Annotated in this window: 16 protein-coding genes; 9 read left to right on the top strand and 7 right to left on the bottom strand. The window is 53.0% G+C overall.

The window, feature by feature from the left end:
• Window positions 1–107 precede the first annotated feature (107 nt).
• From KYK14_RS18330 to KYK14_RS18320, 3 genes are all read left to right on the top strand, one after another.
• On the top strand, window positions 108–1508 hold the full coding sequence (locus tag KYK14_RS18330; RefSeq protein ID WP_185280744.1) for a type III PLP-dependent enzyme domain-containing protein: 1401 nt from the start codon (window positions 108–110) through the stop codon (window positions 1506–1508).
• 59 nt (window positions 1509–1567) lie between these two features.
• A complete protein-coding gene (locus tag KYK14_RS18325; RefSeq protein ID WP_185280745.1) occupies window positions 1568–1822 on the top strand; it encodes a hypothetical protein in 255 nt (84 codons plus the stop codon).
• A 154-nt stretch (window positions 1823–1976) separates the two neighbouring features.
• Window positions 1977–2135, top strand: coding sequence for a hypothetical protein (locus KYK14_RS18320; protein WP_185280746.1), 159 nt, complete (start codon window positions 1977–1979; stop codon window positions 2133–2135).
• On the opposite strand, the gene KYK14_RS18315 is transcribed toward KYK14_RS18320, so the two are convergent.
• Complete coding sequence (locus tag KYK14_RS18315; protein WP_219160857.1) at window positions 2116–2637, bottom strand: D-glycero-alpha-D-manno-heptose-1,7-bisphosphate 7-phosphatase; 522 nt, start codon at window positions 2635–2637, stop codon at window positions 2116–2118. The two genes, KYK14_RS18320 and KYK14_RS18315, sit on opposite strands and share 20 nt — an antisense overlap.
• A 164-nt stretch (window positions 2638–2801) precedes the next feature.
• On the opposite strand from KYK14_RS18315, the gene hemG reads away from it, so the two are divergent.
• The 3 genes from hemG to KYK14_RS18300 all read left to right on the top strand — a co-directional run bounded on the left by hemG (window position 2802) and on the right by KYK14_RS18300 (window position 6011).
• Window positions 2802–4121: a protoporphyrinogen oxidase gene (gene hemG / locus KYK14_RS18310; RefSeq protein ID WP_219160855.1), complete on the top strand. Its 1320-nt coding sequence runs from the start codon at window positions 2802–2804 to the stop codon at window positions 4119–4121.
• 99 nt (window positions 4122–4220) lie between these two features.
• Window positions 4221–5015, top strand: a complete 795-nt coding sequence (locus KYK14_RS18305) for a polyprenol monophosphomannose synthase (protein ID WP_219160853.1) — start codon at window positions 4221–4223, stop codon at window positions 5013–5015.
• Between the two features lie 66 nt (window positions 5016–5081).
• Window positions 5082–6011 (top strand): TerC family protein, encoded by a 930-nt coding sequence (locus KYK14_RS18300; protein ID WP_185280750.1) that lies wholly within the window; start codon window positions 5082–5084, stop codon window positions 6009–6011.
• 61 nt (window positions 6012–6072) lie between these two features.
• Here the strand turns inward: KYK14_RS18300 and KYK14_RS22515 are convergent, their stop codons facing one another.
• Entirely contained in the window at window positions 6073–8223 is a 2151-nt protein-coding gene (locus KYK14_RS22515) for a transglycosylase domain-containing protein (protein WP_185280751.1), read from the bottom strand.
• Between the two features lie 159 nt (window positions 8224–8382).
• On the opposite strand from KYK14_RS22515, the gene purB reads away from it, so the two are divergent.
• The 3 genes from purB (at window position 8383) to KYK14_RS18280 (ending at window position 11673) form a co-directional block, all read left to right on the top strand.
• Window positions 8383–9744 (top strand): adenylosuccinate lyase, encoded by a 1362-nt coding sequence (gene purB, locus KYK14_RS18290; protein WP_219160851.1) that lies wholly within the window; start codon window positions 8383–8385, stop codon window positions 9742–9744.
• Between the two features lie 87 nt (window positions 9745–9831).
• A complete protein-coding gene (locus KYK14_RS18285) occupies window positions 9832–10497 on the top strand; it encodes a helix-turn-helix domain-containing protein (protein ID WP_219160849.1) in 666 nt (221 codons plus the stop codon).
• Window positions 10498–10569: 72 nt separating this feature from the next.
• Window positions 10570–11673, top strand: a complete 1104-nt coding sequence (locus KYK14_RS18280) for a glycosyltransferase family 9 protein (RefSeq protein WP_208307225.1) — start codon at window positions 10570–10572, stop codon at window positions 11671–11673.
• Window positions 11674–11698: 25 nt separating this feature from the next.
• Here the strand turns inward: KYK14_RS18280 and KYK14_RS18275 are convergent, their stop codons facing one another.
• The 5 genes from KYK14_RS18275 to KYK14_RS18255 all read right to left on the bottom strand — a co-directional run bounded on the left by KYK14_RS18275 (window position 11699) and on the right by KYK14_RS18255 (window position 17047).
• Window positions 11699–12826, bottom strand: a complete 1128-nt coding sequence (locus KYK14_RS18275) for a glycosyltransferase (RefSeq protein WP_219160847.1) — start codon at window positions 12824–12826, stop codon at window positions 11699–11701.
• A 3-nt stretch (window positions 12827–12829) separates the two neighbouring features.
• Window positions 12830–13816 (bottom strand): glycosyltransferase family 2 protein, encoded by a 987-nt coding sequence (locus tag KYK14_RS18270; RefSeq protein WP_246601920.1) that lies wholly within the window; start codon window positions 13814–13816, stop codon window positions 12830–12832.
• Window positions 13809–14345, bottom strand: coding sequence for a DUF4199 domain-containing protein (locus KYK14_RS18265; RefSeq protein ID WP_219160843.1), 537 nt, complete (start codon window positions 14343–14345; stop codon window positions 13809–13811). The genes KYK14_RS18270 and KYK14_RS18265 overlap by 8 nt, the downstream gene beginning before the upstream one ends.
• 38 nt (window positions 14346–14383) lie before the next feature.
• On the bottom strand, window positions 14384–14881 hold the full coding sequence (locus KYK14_RS18260; RefSeq protein WP_343217135.1) for a DUF4199 domain-containing protein: 498 nt from the start codon (window positions 14879–14881) through the stop codon (window positions 14384–14386).
• A 99-nt stretch (window positions 14882–14980) separates the two neighbouring features.
• A complete protein-coding gene (locus KYK14_RS18255) occupies window positions 14981–17047 on the bottom strand; it encodes a BatA domain-containing protein (RefSeq protein ID WP_219160839.1) in 2067 nt (688 codons plus the stop codon).
• Window positions 17048–17575: the final 528 nt, after the last annotated feature.

Below are 17575 nucleotides of genomic sequence, written 5' to 3'. Positions count from 1 at the left end.
GAAGCATCCCTAACGTTAAGTAGTCTTAACGGATAGCAACAAAGCAAGGGAGATGCTTCGGCTGCGCTCAGCATGACGTTCTTTTTACCTATCCCCTACCCTCCTCAATGGATACCTACCACGACCTAATCAGTCAGACTTTTGACTTTCCTAGCCAGGGTTTCACCGTCGAGAACGATGAGTTGCAGTTCCACGATATTGACCTAATGGCGCTTATCGAGAAGCACGGCACGCCGCTGCGTCTCACGTACTTACCAAAAATCAGCTCCCAGATTCAGCGGGCCAAAGAGTGGTTTGCTCAGGGAATTGAGAACATCGGATATCAGGGTAGCTACTCGTATGCCTACTGCACCAAGGCTTCGCACTTCTCCTTTGTGGTAGAAGAGGCCCTAAAAAACAACGTGCACATCGAAACGTCGTCGTGGTTTGATACCAGCATCATTCGGGCCATGCATGCCAAGGGCAAGCTTTCGAAGGACACCTATATCATCTGCAACGGCTTTAAGCGGGCTGAGTATCGGCAGGAAATTTCTGCGCTCATCAACGAAGGCTTTGTGAACTGCGTGCCGATTCTGGACCATCTCGGCGAGTTCGATTTCTACCACGAGCACGTGCGCGAGAAGTGCAAAATAGGCATCCGGGTAGCGTCTGACGAGGAGCCGCGCTTTCAGTTCTACACTTCGCGCCTAGGCGTGCGTTACGCCGACGTAATTCCCCTCTACGAGCAGCGCATCAAGGAAGACCCACGCTTCGAGCTAACGATGCTGCACTACTTCATCAACACGGGCATCAAAGACACCAGCTACTACTGGTCGGAGCTAAGCCGGTTTGTGCACAAGTACTGCGAGCTGCGCAAGGTGTGCCCTACCCTCACTACTATTGACATCGGCGGGGGGCTGCCCATCCAGACCAGCATCCAGCCGGAGTACGACTACCCCTACATGATTCAGGAGGTATTGCGCACCATTCAGCGCATTTGCCGCGAGCAAGGCGTGCCGGAGCCGGATATCTTTACCGAGTTCGGTATTTTCACGGTAGGCGAATCGGGTGCGATTCTGTATTCTATCCTGGACGAGAAACTACAGAACGACAAGGAGTTGTGGTACATGATTGACGGCTCCTTCATCACCAACCTGCCCGATACCTGGGCCCTGAATCAGCGTTTTATCATGCTGGCTGTGAACGGTTGGGAGAAGAACTACCGCCGCACCCAGCTCGGCGGCCTCACCTGCGACTCGCAGGACTACTACAACGCCGAGAAGCACATTTACCAAGTCTTCCTACCCGAGCGCAAAGAGGCCGATAAGAAGCCACTCTACGTAGGATTCTTCCACACTGGCGCCTACCAGGAAAGTCTTTCCGGCTACGGCGGCATCAAGCACTGCCTGATTCCAGCCCCCAAGCACATCATCCTCGACCGGGCCGAAGATGGCACCCTCACCGACCGGGTATTTGCCGATGAGCAAAAGCCCGAAACGATGATGAAAATTCTTGGGTATCAGGAATAATTGTCTTTTCGAGTGGAGCGAGAAATCTGAATGAGAGTCTGCCAGATTTCTCGCTCCACTTGGAACGACTTCTTGTCTTCTTGCATTCTGGTATCTTTGTTGCTCAGGCCTTGGTGCCTCAACTTTATCAGACGATTTCAGCTTCGCTTTCACTCATGGCAAAAAAACTACTTCTGCTCAGCCTCGTGGCTCTGTCCGGTTTGAGCGCCTGCAACAAATCCAAGTGCCCGGCATACACCAGCACAAAAGCAGCCAACCGGATTTCCTCGACCATCACGGCTTCAGAAGCTACTACTCCAGCCGTGCGTCAGTAGACCCTACTTATTAGATAAAAAAAGCGCTTTTCGCCTCGTGCGGAAGGCGCTTTTTTTGTCCCGTTAATTCGACTTCTGCTAACTAGTTGTGACGCGCAATTTTACCTCTTTCTCACCGTTAGTAACCTGATTCACTTCTTTTTACTTACAGGAAATGAGAAAAGCTTCGCTTCTGGTATTCGTTGGGTTGGTGGTGTTGGCATCGTGCAAATCCAGTTGCCCTGCTTATACACATACTCCGCCTACCCCGCCGCGCGCTGCGCCGGCCGTGGTGCTCACGGCCCAAGCCCCCCCTACCCCGCAGCCAGAATAAGATCCGTAGCGGCTGCCAGATCTACCGCGTAGGGCGTGGCGGCATAAGCTTCGGAATGGCCAACCAAAATGCCTTGCACGCCTACTCGTGCCCCCGCTTCCAGGTCGCGGAGCCGGTCGCCGATAATCCAGCATTGCGCGGGATCGAGGTGAAACCGGGCCATGGCTTTTTCCAGCATTAGCGAGTTGGGTTTGCGCGAGAGCGACTCACTCACCGACGGATGCCCCGGCGCATAGTAAAACGCATCAATCATTTGGCTGCAAGCAGCTTGCAATTTGTTGTGGCAGGCAATTACGTGCTGCACATCGTAGAGTTGTTTGGCAATGCCAGCTTGGTTGGTAACCACGATAAGGTAGTACCCAGCGGCTTTCAATCGGGCCAGACTTTCGGGCACGCCCGGCGACACGACGAACTTATCCAGCTCCAGAATATAGTCGCCGATTTCATCGTTCAGCACGCCGTCGCGGTCCAGAAAAATGGCTTTGTTGAGGGTAGGCGACATAAGGAAATGCGATGAATGGTACGTGGTGAAAGCAAAGACAAGCACAAATTTGCGTCTTTTGCACAGAAGCAGGTAATCCACGGGTTTTACCTTGCTGTACTTCTAAACTAAGCATGCTGAAACGGGGTTTTACTAGACCATTTCAGCATTTCCACTCTCACTTTATGGCTATAGCCATTATCGGCGGCGGTATCTCCGGGCTCACCGTAGCGTGGTATCTGCAACAGGCTGGCGTCGCCTACGACCTGTTTGAAGCCAGCGACCGGGCGGGTGGCACCATCCGCACCCAGCTCACAGAAAAATACCTGCTCGAAACCGGCCCCAACTCCTTGCAACTCAGCGACGACCTGCGCGACCTGGTGCAGGACCTCGGCCTCACCGAGCAGCTTCAGGATACGGCCGCCGTGAGTGCCAACCGCTATGTGCTGCGCAATGGCCGCTACCGCAAGCTACCCGGTAAGCCCCAACAGTTGCTGTTTGATGGGTTTTTCAGCCTGAAAGCCCGCTACCACATCCTGCGGGAATTGAGCCGTCCGGCTGCCCCTACTGACCCCAACGAAACGCTGGCCGGTTTCATCCGGCGCCGCTTCGATCAGGAACTGGTTGACTATGCGCTGAATCCGTTCATCTCCGGTATTTATGCCGGTGACCCCGAGCAGTTGCTTCTGCACAAGACTTTCCCGCAATTGGCGGCGCTAGAGCAAGCGCACGGCTCCGTTCTGAAGGGCTTTGCCAAAAGTGGTGGCGGGCAACGGCGACGTATAGTTTCATTGCAAGGCGGGTTGCAGACATTAACCAACACGCTCACGCAGCGCCTTACCCACTATCATAGTGGTCAGGCTATTGCTAGCATCACCCGGCAGCCCGACGGCACTTATCAGCTACGTACGTCTGCCGGGGCAATGCCTACCCTCTACTCGGCTGTAGTGCTGGCACTGCCCGCGTATGCCGCCGCGGCTCTGCTCAAACCACAGTTTGCGTCGGAAGCTGCGGCTCTGGCTAAGGTATATTATCCGCCCATGGCAGCTGTTTATTCGGCCTACCCCCGTGCGGCGGTTACGCACCCGCTTGATGGCTTTGGGGCACTGCACCCCAAGAAGGAAAACCGTTACGCTGCCGGTAGCGTCTGGACTACTTCACTGTTTTCAGACCGCGCGCCGGCCAACGAGGTGCTCTTCACAACGTTTGTAGGCGGTGTTCAGTACGAAGAACAGGCCCGCCAACCCGAGGCGGCCCAAAAAGCTGCTGTCCATCAAGAGTTGAGTCAATTATATGGCATTCAGGGCCAGCCCACGTGGCAATTCCGCTATTATTGGGAGCGGGCTATTCCGCAGTTCGATGGCCGCATTGTACCAGCTCACGCGGCTGCTGCTACTTTAGCTGAGCAGCACATCTACACGGCCGCCAACTGGCTGGCCGGAGTAGGCGTCCCCGACTGTATTCGTCACGCCCGTAAATTGAGCCGTGAGTTGGAGAACCTGTAGTTTACTCCAAGCCCACGCTCTTTTCACTAAAACGCTACCCTGTTCGCAATTTTTCACAGCATAACCTTACCATTTCCCGCATCCTCCTACCTTTGCCGCATGAACGAAGGGATTGTCCTGATTCCTACTTACAACGAGCGCGAAAACGCGGAGTTGATCGTGCGAAAAGTATTTTCGCTGCCGACAACTTTTGACGTGCTCATTATTGATGACGGCTCACCCGATGGTACCGCCGATGTTATCCGGCAGTTGCAACAGGAATTTCCAGATCGGTTGTTTTTAGAGGAGCGTGCGGGTAAGCAAGGACTAGGCACGGCCTACCTCCACGGTTTTCGGTGGGCGCTGCAACGCGACTACAGTTACGTTTTCGAGATGGATGCCGATTTCTCGCATAATCCCGAAGACCTTATTCAGCTGTACGAAGCCTGCACTCACCAAGGCTACGACCTGGCTATTGGCTCACGCTACATTCAGGGTGTGAATGTGGTAAACTGGCCCATGGATCGTGTACTGATGTCGTGGTTTGCCTCGGCTTACGTGCGCATTGTTACCGGCATGCCCATTATGGATGCAACTGCGGGCTTTAAGTGTTACTCGGCCAAGGTGTTGCGTACGGTAGTCCGTCATCGGATCCGGTTTGTGGGCTACGCCTTTCAGATTGAGATGAAGTGGCTGGCGTATAAACATGGGTTCCGAATCAAGGAGGTGCCCATTATATTCACCGACCGCACACGGGGCACCTCCAAAATGAGCAAGGGCATTTTCAAGGAAGCTTTTTTTGGGGTGTTGCAAATGAAAGCGTCGAGTTGGTTTCGGCGTTTCAACCGAGCATCAGACCAGGCAGCTACGCACGATGAGGAAGTTGCTTTGTCATCTGCTGCCAAAAGTCGCTAATGCTTACTGATCGATTCCAACTAGCTAACTATAAAAATATGCGCAGCCTCGTATCTTGAGCTACGCATGGAAAATTCTCCTTTATTCTGGGCCGGCTTCGTTGTATTCGTGCTGGCTATGCTTTTGCTCGATTTGCTGGTGCTAAACCGCAAAGCGCACGTTGTGCGCATGCGCGAGGCATTAGGCTGGAGCGCCTTTTGGATAGCCTTATCCCTAAGCTTTAACTATCTGGTGTACCGCACAATGGGTCACCAGGCTGGCCTGGAATTCCTTACCGGCTACCTTATCGAGAAGTCGTTGAGCGTCGACAACTTGTTTGTCTTTTTGCTGATTTTCAGCTACTTTAAAGTTCCGCCGCAGTATCAACACAAGATTTTATTTTGGGGAATAATTGGAGCACTGGTGCTGCGGGCAGCCTTTATTCTGGCTGGCGCGGCGTTGCTAGCGAAGTTTCACTTCTTGCTCTACCTGCTGGGGGCCTTTCTCGTCTACACGGGCGTCAAAATGGCCATCAGTGCCAACGACCCCGAAATTGACCCCGAATCCAACCCCATCGTTAAGTTTTTGGGTCGCCACCTTCCCATCACCAACCGCATCGATGGCCCTGAGTTCTTTCTACGTCGCAATGGGGTTCTGTTTGCTACCCCACTTTTTGTGGTACTAGTAATGGTAGAAACCACCGACGTAGTCTTTGCCGCCGATTCTATTCCCGCTATCCTGGCCGTGTCGCGTGATACATTCATTGTATTCACATCCAATGTGTTTGCGCTCTTAGGCCTACGCGCTATGTACTTCGCCTTGGCTGGGCTGATGCGTTTGTTTCACTACCTACACTATGGCTTATCCCTTATTCTGGTCTTTATTGGTGGCAAGCTGTTACTTAGTGAGTATGTGCATATTCCTATGGGTGTGGCATTGGGTACAGTAGGCGTCATTCTATTTGGCTCTGTCCTCTTATCCGTTCTGTTTCCTAAGACTGAAAAACCACTTCAATAAAGCACCACAAAAAAGGCGCGCTCTTCATTAGGAGAGCGCGCCTTTTTTGTAATAGATATCCTTACGGAACTTGCGGAGGTGCAGTCGTAGGCGGCGCCGTGTTGGCCCCCTCGTCGGGGGTGCGGGGCGTGCCGCCACCGAGCAAATCGATGAGATCCAGCGGTTCAAACTGCGCAGTATCTGCGGGCACTACGGTCCGCACGGTGTCTACGGCCGTTACGATGTATTTGCGGGCCGGACCGTTCAGCGCTACCCCCAGCGACAGGTTGTCGTAGTCTTCTTGCGGAATGAGGCCTTTGCGCGCCATTAGGCCCGCAATCAGACGGTAGAAGTAGCGGGCCGAGCCGCGCAGGTTGCCGTAGCTGTCGAAGGAGTAACGGTAGAACTTAGGCTTGGGAATGATGCTGGCCAGGTACAGGCTCTCCGACAGGTTGAGGTTGGCGGGTTGCTTGGCGAAGTAGAACCGGGCGGCATCTTTCACACCGTAAATTTTCGGCCCCCATTCGATAACGTTCAAGTACACCTCAAACATCCGCTCCTTCGATACGATGCGGGTATTTTCCAACAGCCACACAATCAGCATCTCCTCTACCTTACGGGCCACGGTTTTCTGCCGCGTCAAGAACACGTTTTTCACCAGTTGCATGGAGATGGTGCTGCCGCCGCGCGCAAAGCGCCGCTCCTTGATATTCTGAATAGCCGATTTCACAAATGCCTTTTCCATGAAGCCTTTATGCGAGAAAAAGCGTGGATCTTCGGCCGTCTGGATAGCGCCTTTCAGATAATTAGAAACCTGATTGTAGGGCGTAAAATCGGGATTAGATGGTCCTACCAAGAAGGTTTTGATGGAGTCGCCCTTGTCGTTGTAGGCGGTGTAAGCAAATTCCTCGTTTAGCTTGTTCAGGTTTTCGGCGCCGAACTTTGTGATGCGGAAGTTCTGCCCTTTCAGCGACGAGTTGAATTGCAGGCTATCCACTTGGTTCATGTCCAGGGCTGTGTGCAGGCTGTAGGTAAGCGTGCCTTCGCCTTGCATACCTTCCAACGATTCGAACATGCCTTCGGGTAGGGAAGCAAAGAAGTCGTTGGCTTTGGTTTCGGCTGAGTTGACGTCAATAGCCACTTGTAAGCCTGCCAACAGGTCGTTACGCGAGGTTACTCCGTTCACTTTCTTCCCAATTACCCGCTGCTTGAGCGGCAGCTTGCGCACGCTGAACTCAGGATACAGCTCCATTTGGTTCAGCCGAATTTTGGAGCCCTTTTCCAACTCAAACGAGGCCTGCCCCAGCGTCGTAATAAAATTGAGGCCGCCGTGACGCACGACAATGTCGCGCGCGGCAATTTTGGGCTGATACACTTTGAAGTTGACCGCCGATGCCGCGCCGCGCACCGTCAGCGCGTCGCTGCTGTAGTCCTTGCCGTCCAGGCTCAGCTGTAGCGTATCGAACTGCACCCGAGCATTGAAGCGCCGTTGCAGGTAGGGGAGCGTGACAGCCTGCTGATTCAGGCCAAACAACGAAGCATTCAACTCATAGTCGCCGGGCTCGATGTGGCCCTGTACGCCCAATTGGTTTGCCACCGAGTCGATATTTGTCAGCAATTGCCCGCTGATGTCGCCATCCTCAATCACCAGCTGCGGCATTTCAATGGTTGCATCGTGCTTGGGGCTCCGGTAGGTAACCAGAAAGCGCCGGAAGCTGGCTTGGCCGGGCACATTATCGAAAGCGGCTTCCAGCAATTGATTGGCCAGCAGCCCATAATTCGTGCCTTTGGTGGTGTCGCGCTTCACTACCGGCTCTCCTTTCTTCTTTTTGTAGAGAAAAGAAAAGTTATCCTTAGCTGGCATTTTGCGGGCCGTGAGGCGAGCATCATTGATTTCGAGGTTGCTGAACACGGGCCGTAGCGCAAACAACGACCGTAGGCTTACCGACGCTTTAATCAGGCGCGCTTGCAGCAGCGTATCGGCAGCCACTGTCGGACCGGCCACAGGCACTAGGCTCACGCCATCAATCTGCACTGAGTTCCAGTCTGTGAACCGGGCCGGACCAAAGGCCAGCGTGAGGGGATATTTGCGCTCTACCTTACTTTTCACCTGCTGCATGGCATACTGTAGCAGCTGCTGACGCTTGAGAAGGAACACGCCAAATGCACCGGCCAATAGCACCACTAGGATGCCCAGACCAATACCGATTTTTTTCTTCGTTGCTGGAGTCACGCGACCGTTTCGGAGAGATAAACTGAGTAGCCCGGCGCACTAGATTCGTGCCGGACTCAGGTACAGAGAAGATACAAAGGTACGAAAAGGCAGGTGTGCCGCATCGGCATCCTGATGGGCTTTACTACCTTTGGCCCCACCGGGTTATTTTTCTTCTGCATGTCTACTTCCTCTGCCTACCTCTCGCTTTCGCCCCTCACGGCCCTCTCACCCCTCGATGGACGCTACCGCCGCGCCACGACCCCACTGGCACCCTACTTCTCCGAGCTGGCTTTGATTCGCTACCGCGTATTGGTGGAGATAGAGTATTTCATTGCGTTGTGCGAGCTGCCCCTACCCCAGCTTAGTGGGGTTGATAGCCAATTATTCGAGCAATTGCGCGCCATCTACCGGAATTTTTCGACTGAGGATGCCGAAGCGGTGAAAGCGCACGAAAAGGTGACAAACCACGACGTAAAGGCCGTAGAGTACTTCCTGCGCGACCAGTTTACAGCTTTAGGATTAGCTGATTATCTAGAGTTTATCCACTTCGGCCTCACGTCTCAGGACGTTAACAACACAGCTATTCCATTGAGCCTGCGCGAAGGCCTGCTGGAAACGCTGCTACCCGCTTATGCGGCCGTACGCAACCAGCTGGCGGCGCGGGCGCAGGACTGGGCCGAGGTCCCAATGCTGGCCCGCACGCACGGACAGCCGGCCTCGCCTACCCGCCTGGGCAAGGAGATTCAGGTGTTTGTGGCCCGGCTCGATGCCCAGGTGGCCTTGCTGGCGCAGGTGCCGTTCGGAGCGAAGTTTGGCGGCGCTACCGGCAACTTCAACGCCCACCACGTGGCCTACCCTGGCACCGATTGGCACCAGTTCGGCAACCAGTTTGTAGAGTCGCTGGGCCTCTCGCGCTCCTACCCTACCACCCAGATTGAGCACTACGACCACTTGGCCGCGCTCTGTGACGGCCTCAAGCGCCTCAACACTATTCTTATTGATCTGGCGCGCGATGTGTGGCAGTACATTTCGATGGGCTACTTCCGGCAGACCATTAAGGCCGGAGAGGTAGGGTCGTCGGCCATGCCACACAAAGTCAACCCTATCGATTTTGAAAATGCCGAAGGCAATTTGGGCATGGCCAACGCCGTGCTGGAGCATTTGGCGGCCAAGCTGCCTATTTCCCGTCTCCAGCGCGACCTCACCGACTCTACCGTGCTGCGCAACCTGGGCGTACCGCTCGGCCATGCGCTCATTGCCTTACAGGCCCTGCAACGCGGCCTCAACAAGCTGGCCCTCGACGAAACCGCTTTGCACCGCGACCTAGAAGCCAACTGGCCGGTAGTAGCTGAGGCCATTCAAACCATTCTGCGCCGCGAAAATTACCCCGACCCCTACAACGCCCTCAAAGCTCTCACCCGCACCCACGGTCCCATCACGGAGCATACCATCCGCGAATTTATTGATATACTGGAAGTCTCTGAGGGCGTGAAGGAGGAATTGCGCGCTATTTCACCGACGAATTATGTGGGTATATAGATAAAAATAAGTATGTTAATATAGCGCTTCATCTTACTGTTGAGTGCTGTAATAGCCTACTTGTTCTTCTACCATACCTTTTCCAGCATGTGTCGTGCGTTGATAGAAGCAAAAGTGGCCGAAATAGCTGCTTCGGCCGATTTGTATCCGGGTGTTATCATTATTATCAATACCCGGACTACCTGCGTCGAGTATATGTCGAAGGCAGGGCTGTGCCTGTTGCAGACTACCCTACCCGAGCTGCAAGCCATTGGCCCCGCCTATCACACTCGTTTCTTCAATCAGCAGGAATCGTTGGAGTATGTGCCGCGTATTTCGGAGTTGATAGCTAAAAACGACTCGAACCAGATCATCACGTTCTTTCAGCAGGTTCGTCCTAACCCCAGCACCGATTGGCACTGGCACCTGACTACCATGCGTTTGCTGTTGCGTGGCCACGATGGCCTTCCGTTGCTGCTACTCTGCTTTGCCAGTCCACTGGATGCCAGCACGCACCTGACACCCAAGATGCAGCGCCTGTTGGACGAGCGCGATTTTCTGCGCCAGCATCACCAGCGTTTTGCGCAACTAACTAAGCGCGAACGGGAAATTCTGCACCTATTGGCGCTAAGCCACAGTGCTGCCGACATTGCCGAGCGTCTGTTTATCTCTGAACGTACCGTAGAAACACACCGCCGCAATATCAAGCAAAAGCTGCACGCCGACACCTTTTTCGACCTGTCGCAATATGCGCGGGCTTTTGATTTGATTTGACCACGTGGCTTGTGCGCCGGTTTATCAAGTTTCGCCTGCTATTTTTACCGCTTCCACCTCCTGTTTTCTCCTGTGTCTGAGCTTCTAGCCGGCGTTGTGGTACATCCCGACTGCCGCCATTTCCGGGGTGATATTCCCTGCCGTCCCAATAAAGAACACGGCTATCTGTGCGCCGATTGTCCGGCATATGCGCCCGTGCAGCAGCGCATTCTTATCATCAAGCTCGGCGCTATTGGCGACGTGATTCGTACCACGCCGCTGCTCCGGCGCCTACGCCAGGAGTATCCTGCTGCAAAGATTACGTGGCTCACGCTCACACCCGCCATTCTGCCGCAGGGCGAAATTGATGAGGTGCTGAAGCTCGACCTACCGGCTACGCTTCACTTGCAGGCGCGGGAGTTTGACCTACTCTTCAATCTCGATAAGGACAAAGAAGCTTGCGCGCTGCACGACACCATTCGTGCTACCCAAAAATTCGGCTACCGCCTACACCCGCAGTACGGCGTGGCGTGGCCCGGCAACGAGTTGGCCAATCACAAATTTCTGACGGGCGTGTTTGATCAGTTGAGCCTGGAAAACCGGAAGCCCTACGTGCAGGAAATTTTTGAGCTGTGCGGTTTTGAGTTTCGGGGCGAAGAGTACGTGTTCGACACGCACGAAGACAAAGGATACCGTTGGAGCGCCCTACCCCAGGGTAGCCCGCGCATCGGCCTCAATACCGGCTGCGGCGACCGATGGACCACGCGCCTGTGGTCGGATGAAAAATGGATTTCCCTCATCACGCAGTTGCAACAGGCCGGCTACGCGCCGGTGCTGCTTGGCGGCGAAGCCGAAGACGAGCGCAACAGCCGCCTACACACAGCCACCGGCGCCACCTACCTCGGCACGTTTCCGCTACAGCAGTTCATCAACCTGCTCCACCAAATGGACGTCATCGTGACGCAGGTGACGATGGCCATGCACATCAGCATTGCCCTGCGCAAGCCTACCGTGCTGATGAACAATATCTTCAATCCTTACGAGTTTGACCTTTACGGCCGCGGCCAGATTGTGCAACCCGACCGCCCGTGCGTGTGCTTCTACCGGGGCACCTGCAAACTAGGCACCAGCTGCATGGAGGAGTTGCCCGCGGAGAAGGTGTTTGCGGCCGTGCAGGAAAGCATTACGGTTAGCTAATAGCTACCTGCCAGCAGCTAACAGCCTACTCAACAGCCACCTGCTTCAGAGCCTTCACCATCTCGCTCCACGAAAACTGTTTTTTGCGCGCCCATACGCCTGCGGCAAATTCCGTTTCCCGCTGGTGCTGGTAGAAATCGACCAACGCATCAGCAATATCCTTGGCCGTGGGCTTTACCACATAGCCTACCTCCCCATCCGGAATCAGTTCGGCCAAGCCTCCTACGTCGGTTACCAGCATAGGCCGCTCGAAATGGTAGGCAATCTGCGAAACGCCACTCTGGGTGGCGTGCTTGTAGGGCTGCACCACCATATCGGCCACACAGAAGTAGTTTGCTACCTGCTCATTCGGGATAAAGTCAGTGGCCCGCACCAAACGATTTTCTAGGTTATACTGCTTAATAAGCGACTCGTAGGGCGCAGCGTCTTCATAAAATTCGCCCGCAATAATCAGCTTGACGGGCAGTTGTTGCAACCGCTCATCGGCGAATGCCTCTAGCAAGATATCCAGACCTTTATAGGCTCTGACGAAACCAAAAAACAATAAATAGCCGAACTCTGGAGCAAGTCCAAGTGCTTGCAGTGCTTCTTGCTTGGTACGGAGCGCGCCAAAATTATCGTAAAGCGGGTGAGGTTGATAGTGCGCCGGCTGGCGGAAGTGTAAGCGGCGCAGATCGGCCAGCACGGCCCGGCTCATCGTCACAAATCCGTGACAGGCTTTCAGGAAATAGCGCGTGAGGGGTCGGTCACCGGTGCGTTTTTCGTGGGGGACTACGTTGTCGGTGATGGCCACGAGGCGCGTGTGGCGGTTGCGTCGAATGCGGCGGGCAATGCTGCCCAGCGCCGGCCCCATAAACGGTAACCAAAACCGAAAAACGACCAAATCGGGCTTCTCGCGGCGCAGCTTCTCTCCTACCCGCCACCACGATAGCGGATTCACGGAGTTGATACTGACTTCGATATTTAAGTCGTCAGGGCCTGGTTCTGTGCTGAATTGCGTCTGACCTGGAAAAAGAAAATTAGGGTATTGCAACGAGAACGTGACCAGCCGCACTTCATCACCGGCTTCGCGGAAGGCTCGGGCCAGCCGCTCGTTGTAAGTAGCCAGCCCGCCCCGCAAGGGGTAGGCCGGACCAATGATGACGACGTTCATTCGCTATGAATTGATATTCAGCTTCTCTCGAATAAGGTACTGATTTTTACGCGGCCCGTTCAACTGAATCATCTCTGCCAGAAAGCCTGCTACAAACACCTGAACGCCTACCACCACGGCCACCAGCGCCAGGAAAAACAAAGGCTGACTGGTTACGTCGCGGGCATGTAAGTTCAAGGTAGCCAAGTATACCTTCTCCCCTACCAGCCACAGCGTAATCAGCATGCCAATCAGAAACGACAGCGCTCCAACGGTGCCAAAAAAGTGCATCGGCCGCTTCCGGAACCTACTCACGAAGGTGATGCTCAGCAGATCCAGAAAACCATATACGAAACGTTCCAGCCCAAACTTGGTAGTACCGTACTTCCGTTCTTGGTGCTGCACTACCTTCTCGCCAATCTTGCGGAAGCCGGCCCACTTGGCAATGACCGGAATATAGCGGTGCATTTCGCCATAGACCTCAATACTCTTCACTACGCGCTGATTATACGCTTTCAAACCGCAGTTGAAATCGTGCAGTTGTATGCCCGAAATCTTGCGTGTTACGCCATTGAACAGCTTCGTGGGAATGGTTTTACTGAGTGGATCGTAGCGTTTCTTCTTCCAGCCGCTTACCAGGTCGTAACCATCCTGGGTAATCATGCGGTAGAGTTCGGGTAGTTCCTCCGGCGAGTCCTGCAAGTCTGCATCCATGGTGCACACTACCCTACCCTGCGTTTCCTTGAAACCTACGTTTAAAGCTGCCGACTTGCCATAGTTGCGGTTGAAGCGGATGCCCCGCAAGTGCGAATCTGTCTCAGCCAGTTCCTCAATCACCGCCCACGAGTCGTCCGTCGAGCCGTCATCAATCAACAGTACCTCGTAGGTAAGCCCGTGTTGCGTGAGTACACGATGAATCCAGCGCGTTAGTTCTGGCAAAGATTCGGCCTCGTTGAGCAGGGGGATGACAATGGAAAGCTCAACAGGAAAGTAGGAACTACGCTTACTCAAACTCGGGTTTCTTGTGTTTAGTGAAGATAGAAACGATAAGACCCATGATAATTCCGCCAACGCCATTGCTACCCAATGTACTTAGTATCTGCGTAGGCGACTTCATCTTTTCGTCATTCAAGTTAGCCGTTGCTTTTTCAATATTTTCTTCCTGTACGCCAGGCAGGGTGCTCATCCAAGCTTCCATATCGGCCCGTGCCCGTGCGACGTAGTCAGGATCAATAAAGTTTAGATAAATGTAATTGAAAATACCAGCCATAAGGCCTGATACTAAAGCTAGTACCAAGGTAATTAGCACACCTTGACCGAAGCTCATAAAACCGCCATTGTATTGTTTAAAGTAACGGTGCGCCAGTACGATACCTACAATGTATACAAGCAAACTTACAGGCAGATAGATCGAATATTTAAATGAAAGCCCAGTGGCTCGCATAATAACGTCGACAATAATCCAAATAAGACCTGTCAGCAAGCCGTAGCGTATGCCTACATTGGTAGTCGTCACTGTGGATGTAGAGGTATTTTCCATGTTAATCTAGAGTGAGTTATAGTGTAGTATGAACTGAACTACCGGCGAAAAAACACTGCCCCTGGCAAGCTAATGAGTAAGCCGAAAAGTAGCTTGTTCTTTAAATCGTCGGCGGCTAGCCCCTGCGGCGTACTGGCTAGATTTTGCAACGTGCGCTCATACTGTTCTTGCCCGTTGCGCTGTTGTAGATATGCCTCTTTGTTCGACTCCAGCAACTGCCGCATTTCTGTCAGGTGGCGTTGCATGGCTTCTGGTCCCGCTACCTGCGCAATGCCGTACAACCCCGTAGCTGATATAGCGGCAGATAATACAGTTGTCATTATACCAACCCCAAACGAGCGACCTAATCCTGGCCCCTCTGGCTGAAAATGGCGCCGCACCCACCACTGGCTTACTAATACTGCCCCTACCACAAATAACATGGTAGGAAGTCTCTTACCCCCGAATGGATTGACACCTATCAAGTAAAGCGCTGCCACCCAAGCTACGCTCAGTAAGCCAGCACCTACTCCAAATCGTAGCGCAGTGCGTAGCACTGGATGTGAAAGAGAAGAAGATTGCACGGAAGTATTCGTAGGAAAGCGGCAAGATAGAAGTCTTTCGCAAGAAATGCCCGTTTGTACCTCCGATCAGCCTCAGGCTACAACGGCGTGGGCTGGTGCGTTACCTGCCGTTCTTTTTCCTAGCAGCCGGACTGCTAGTATCTCTGCCAGCAAAAAGGTTAAAGCAGCCCACAGACAGTAGCGCCACAAAGGTGTGCCCACCCGTTCCGTTCGGTAACGCGCCGCCACCGACTCACCGTTAGCTGCACTGTATACTTGTATATTCGGCCGATTCGGCCCAATTAACTGCTGTAACTCGGTTGCTGAGTAACTCGCTAATTCCGACTCGTGCTTGTCTACATTGAATGCCAAAGTGGCAATCGTCTGTCCATTACGCGTAAGCGAGTAGAAACCTGGCAGGCTCATGGTTGGCGGTACTTCCAACTGCACCGTGTTTTCTATTCTCCGCTGCGCTGGAATAAATGTCAGACTGTCTTTCGTAAGCTTCAATACTTGATCAGCGCTGCTCTGTGTGCTACTGGGTACTGCTACGGTTATTACCGCTTGGTTGAGTCGATAAGCAGGCTGCGTAGTCTGCCGATAGCTCTGCATAGCCAACCGGTACATCACCGGCACAAACAGCGCCTGACTAGCAAAGTCCGAATAACCACCGCTAAAAGGTGCTGCGAACACATACACAGAGCCACGGCCGCTTCCAAATTGCGCTAAGTATCCATCTCCATCCCGCAGGCGCAGAATTTCATTACCTGAGCGAGACCAACGCAGCACTGGTGCAGCCTTCGGCATCACCGTTTGCCGTGTGGGGCCAGTGAATACGCCCCGGAAAAACGGATTTTGTAAGTCAGGTATAGCTACGTCCCGTAACACCGGCAAGCCTGTGGCCGCAGGCTCCCATTGAATGTTGCCAATACCTAATTCCTGAAACAGTTGAGTATAGGAAGCCCTACCCGAAGTTATAGCAGGCGGAATAATCACTACCGATTTACCCTGCGCTACTGCTTGCCGAATATTGTCACGCAATCCGGCTTCTATCTGCGGTAACTCTTGTAGTAACACTACATCAGCGCTAGCCAACTGCCCATATTGTAGTCGCGTAGGTTGCGTACTGGTATAAGCAAACAAGACCTCATTCGCATATAGCCGCTGGGTAGGGGGCTGTGCAGTGCCGGCTACATCCAGTACTGCAATTCGAGGAGACGCTTGTAACACGAAAAAATAAGTGTTGTCGAATGTCACAGGCAAATCTTCCACCTCTACCCGACACAACTGCTGCTCATTGTTCTTGAGTCGAATCTGTACAGTGGCTGTCACGTCTTGCTCTGCTGGCACTGTCATCTGCAACGTAGCCGCTTGCTGCTCTCCTATCAACACTTTCACCCGACACGCTGGCGCCGTAACACTACCCCCATTTCGCAACCGAATGTGCAAAGGCAGATCAGTCGCGGCCCGCACAAAGGCATCCTCAATCCAGACACTATCCACATATACATTGTGGGTAGGAGTTGCCGCCAACGGCACCAAAAACACTTGCTTGCTTGAGTCTAAACTACTGAGAGTTTTAGCAGAAAAATTGTTTTTCTGAAAATCAGATAGTACAAATACCTGTGAAGCCTTATTCGCGGCTCTACTTTGTTGCTGTGCTAATAATGTTGAGGTTGTGTTCCCATTAGCTACTGGCCTCAGCTGTTCTATTTCACTCTGAAATGCTTCAGTGGACAGCGGAGTCCGGGTGTTGTTCAAAAAGAACTGTACTGATGAAGTATATGCGGTAGGTAAATCACGTGCCTGTTGTACAGCTTGTTCAAACAAAGGTTGATCATCCTGACCCAACGCCTGCATACTGGCCGATGTGTCTAACAGTACTTGCACATTCCCACCGCTTGCTTTTCCCTCCTTTGTTGCCGGAATAAAGGGCTGACAGAAGGCTAAGACCAAAAAAGACAGGAAAAGCAGACGACAGAGCAAAATGAGTAAATGTTTCACTTTACGCTGCCTCGCCGTAACCAACTTCACTTCCCGGATAAACCCAACGTTGGTAAAAGCTATACGTTGTGGCCTACGTAACTCAAAAAGGTGAATGAAAATTGGAATTGCTAGTGCTAGCAACCCTATTAAAAACCAAGGGTAGGTTAACGTCATTCTTGTCGAGAGACTAATCAGAGCAGCAACGTGCTTGCTTCTCAAAGCTAACGTTTCTCAATCAAGAAGATTTCCTAAGCAAAAAATTACTGGAGTACTTTAACTAAGTCACACCCACTTCTAACGAAACAACATCTCGTAAAAGCCTCTACTCACTTTCGGATTCGGTTAGTTGTAAACAACCTATAATAAAGCTGTTAGAAAGTCGTCATACGGTTATGCTGAGCTTGTCTAAACATTTCTACCACTTCGGTGGGCAATACCTTTATCTCGAAGACATGATTGAAGTAGCAACTGGACTAATTAGATAACGATGCTTAGTAAAACAAAAGCCCAAGACCTATACGGTTCTTGGGCTTTTGTTTTACTAAGTGCAAGTAGATGGCAAACGAAACTCTTCCCGCCGGCTTGTAGGGGCATAAAAGAGGGAGGCCCCGGCCGCATCCCCGTATGAGGGGACGCAGGGCCGGGGCCTCGCTGCTGATAAGTTGGCGGCGACCTACTCTCCCGCCGGTGAAGGCAGTACCA

This window comes from Hymenobacter profundi (assembly GCF_019334315.1).
Lineage (GTDB): Bacteria > Bacteroidota > Bacteroidia > Cytophagales > Hymenobacteraceae > Hymenobacter > Hymenobacter profundi.
Note: the sequence above shows the minus strand (reverse complement) of the source record. Positions and strands in the feature narration are given on the sequence as shown.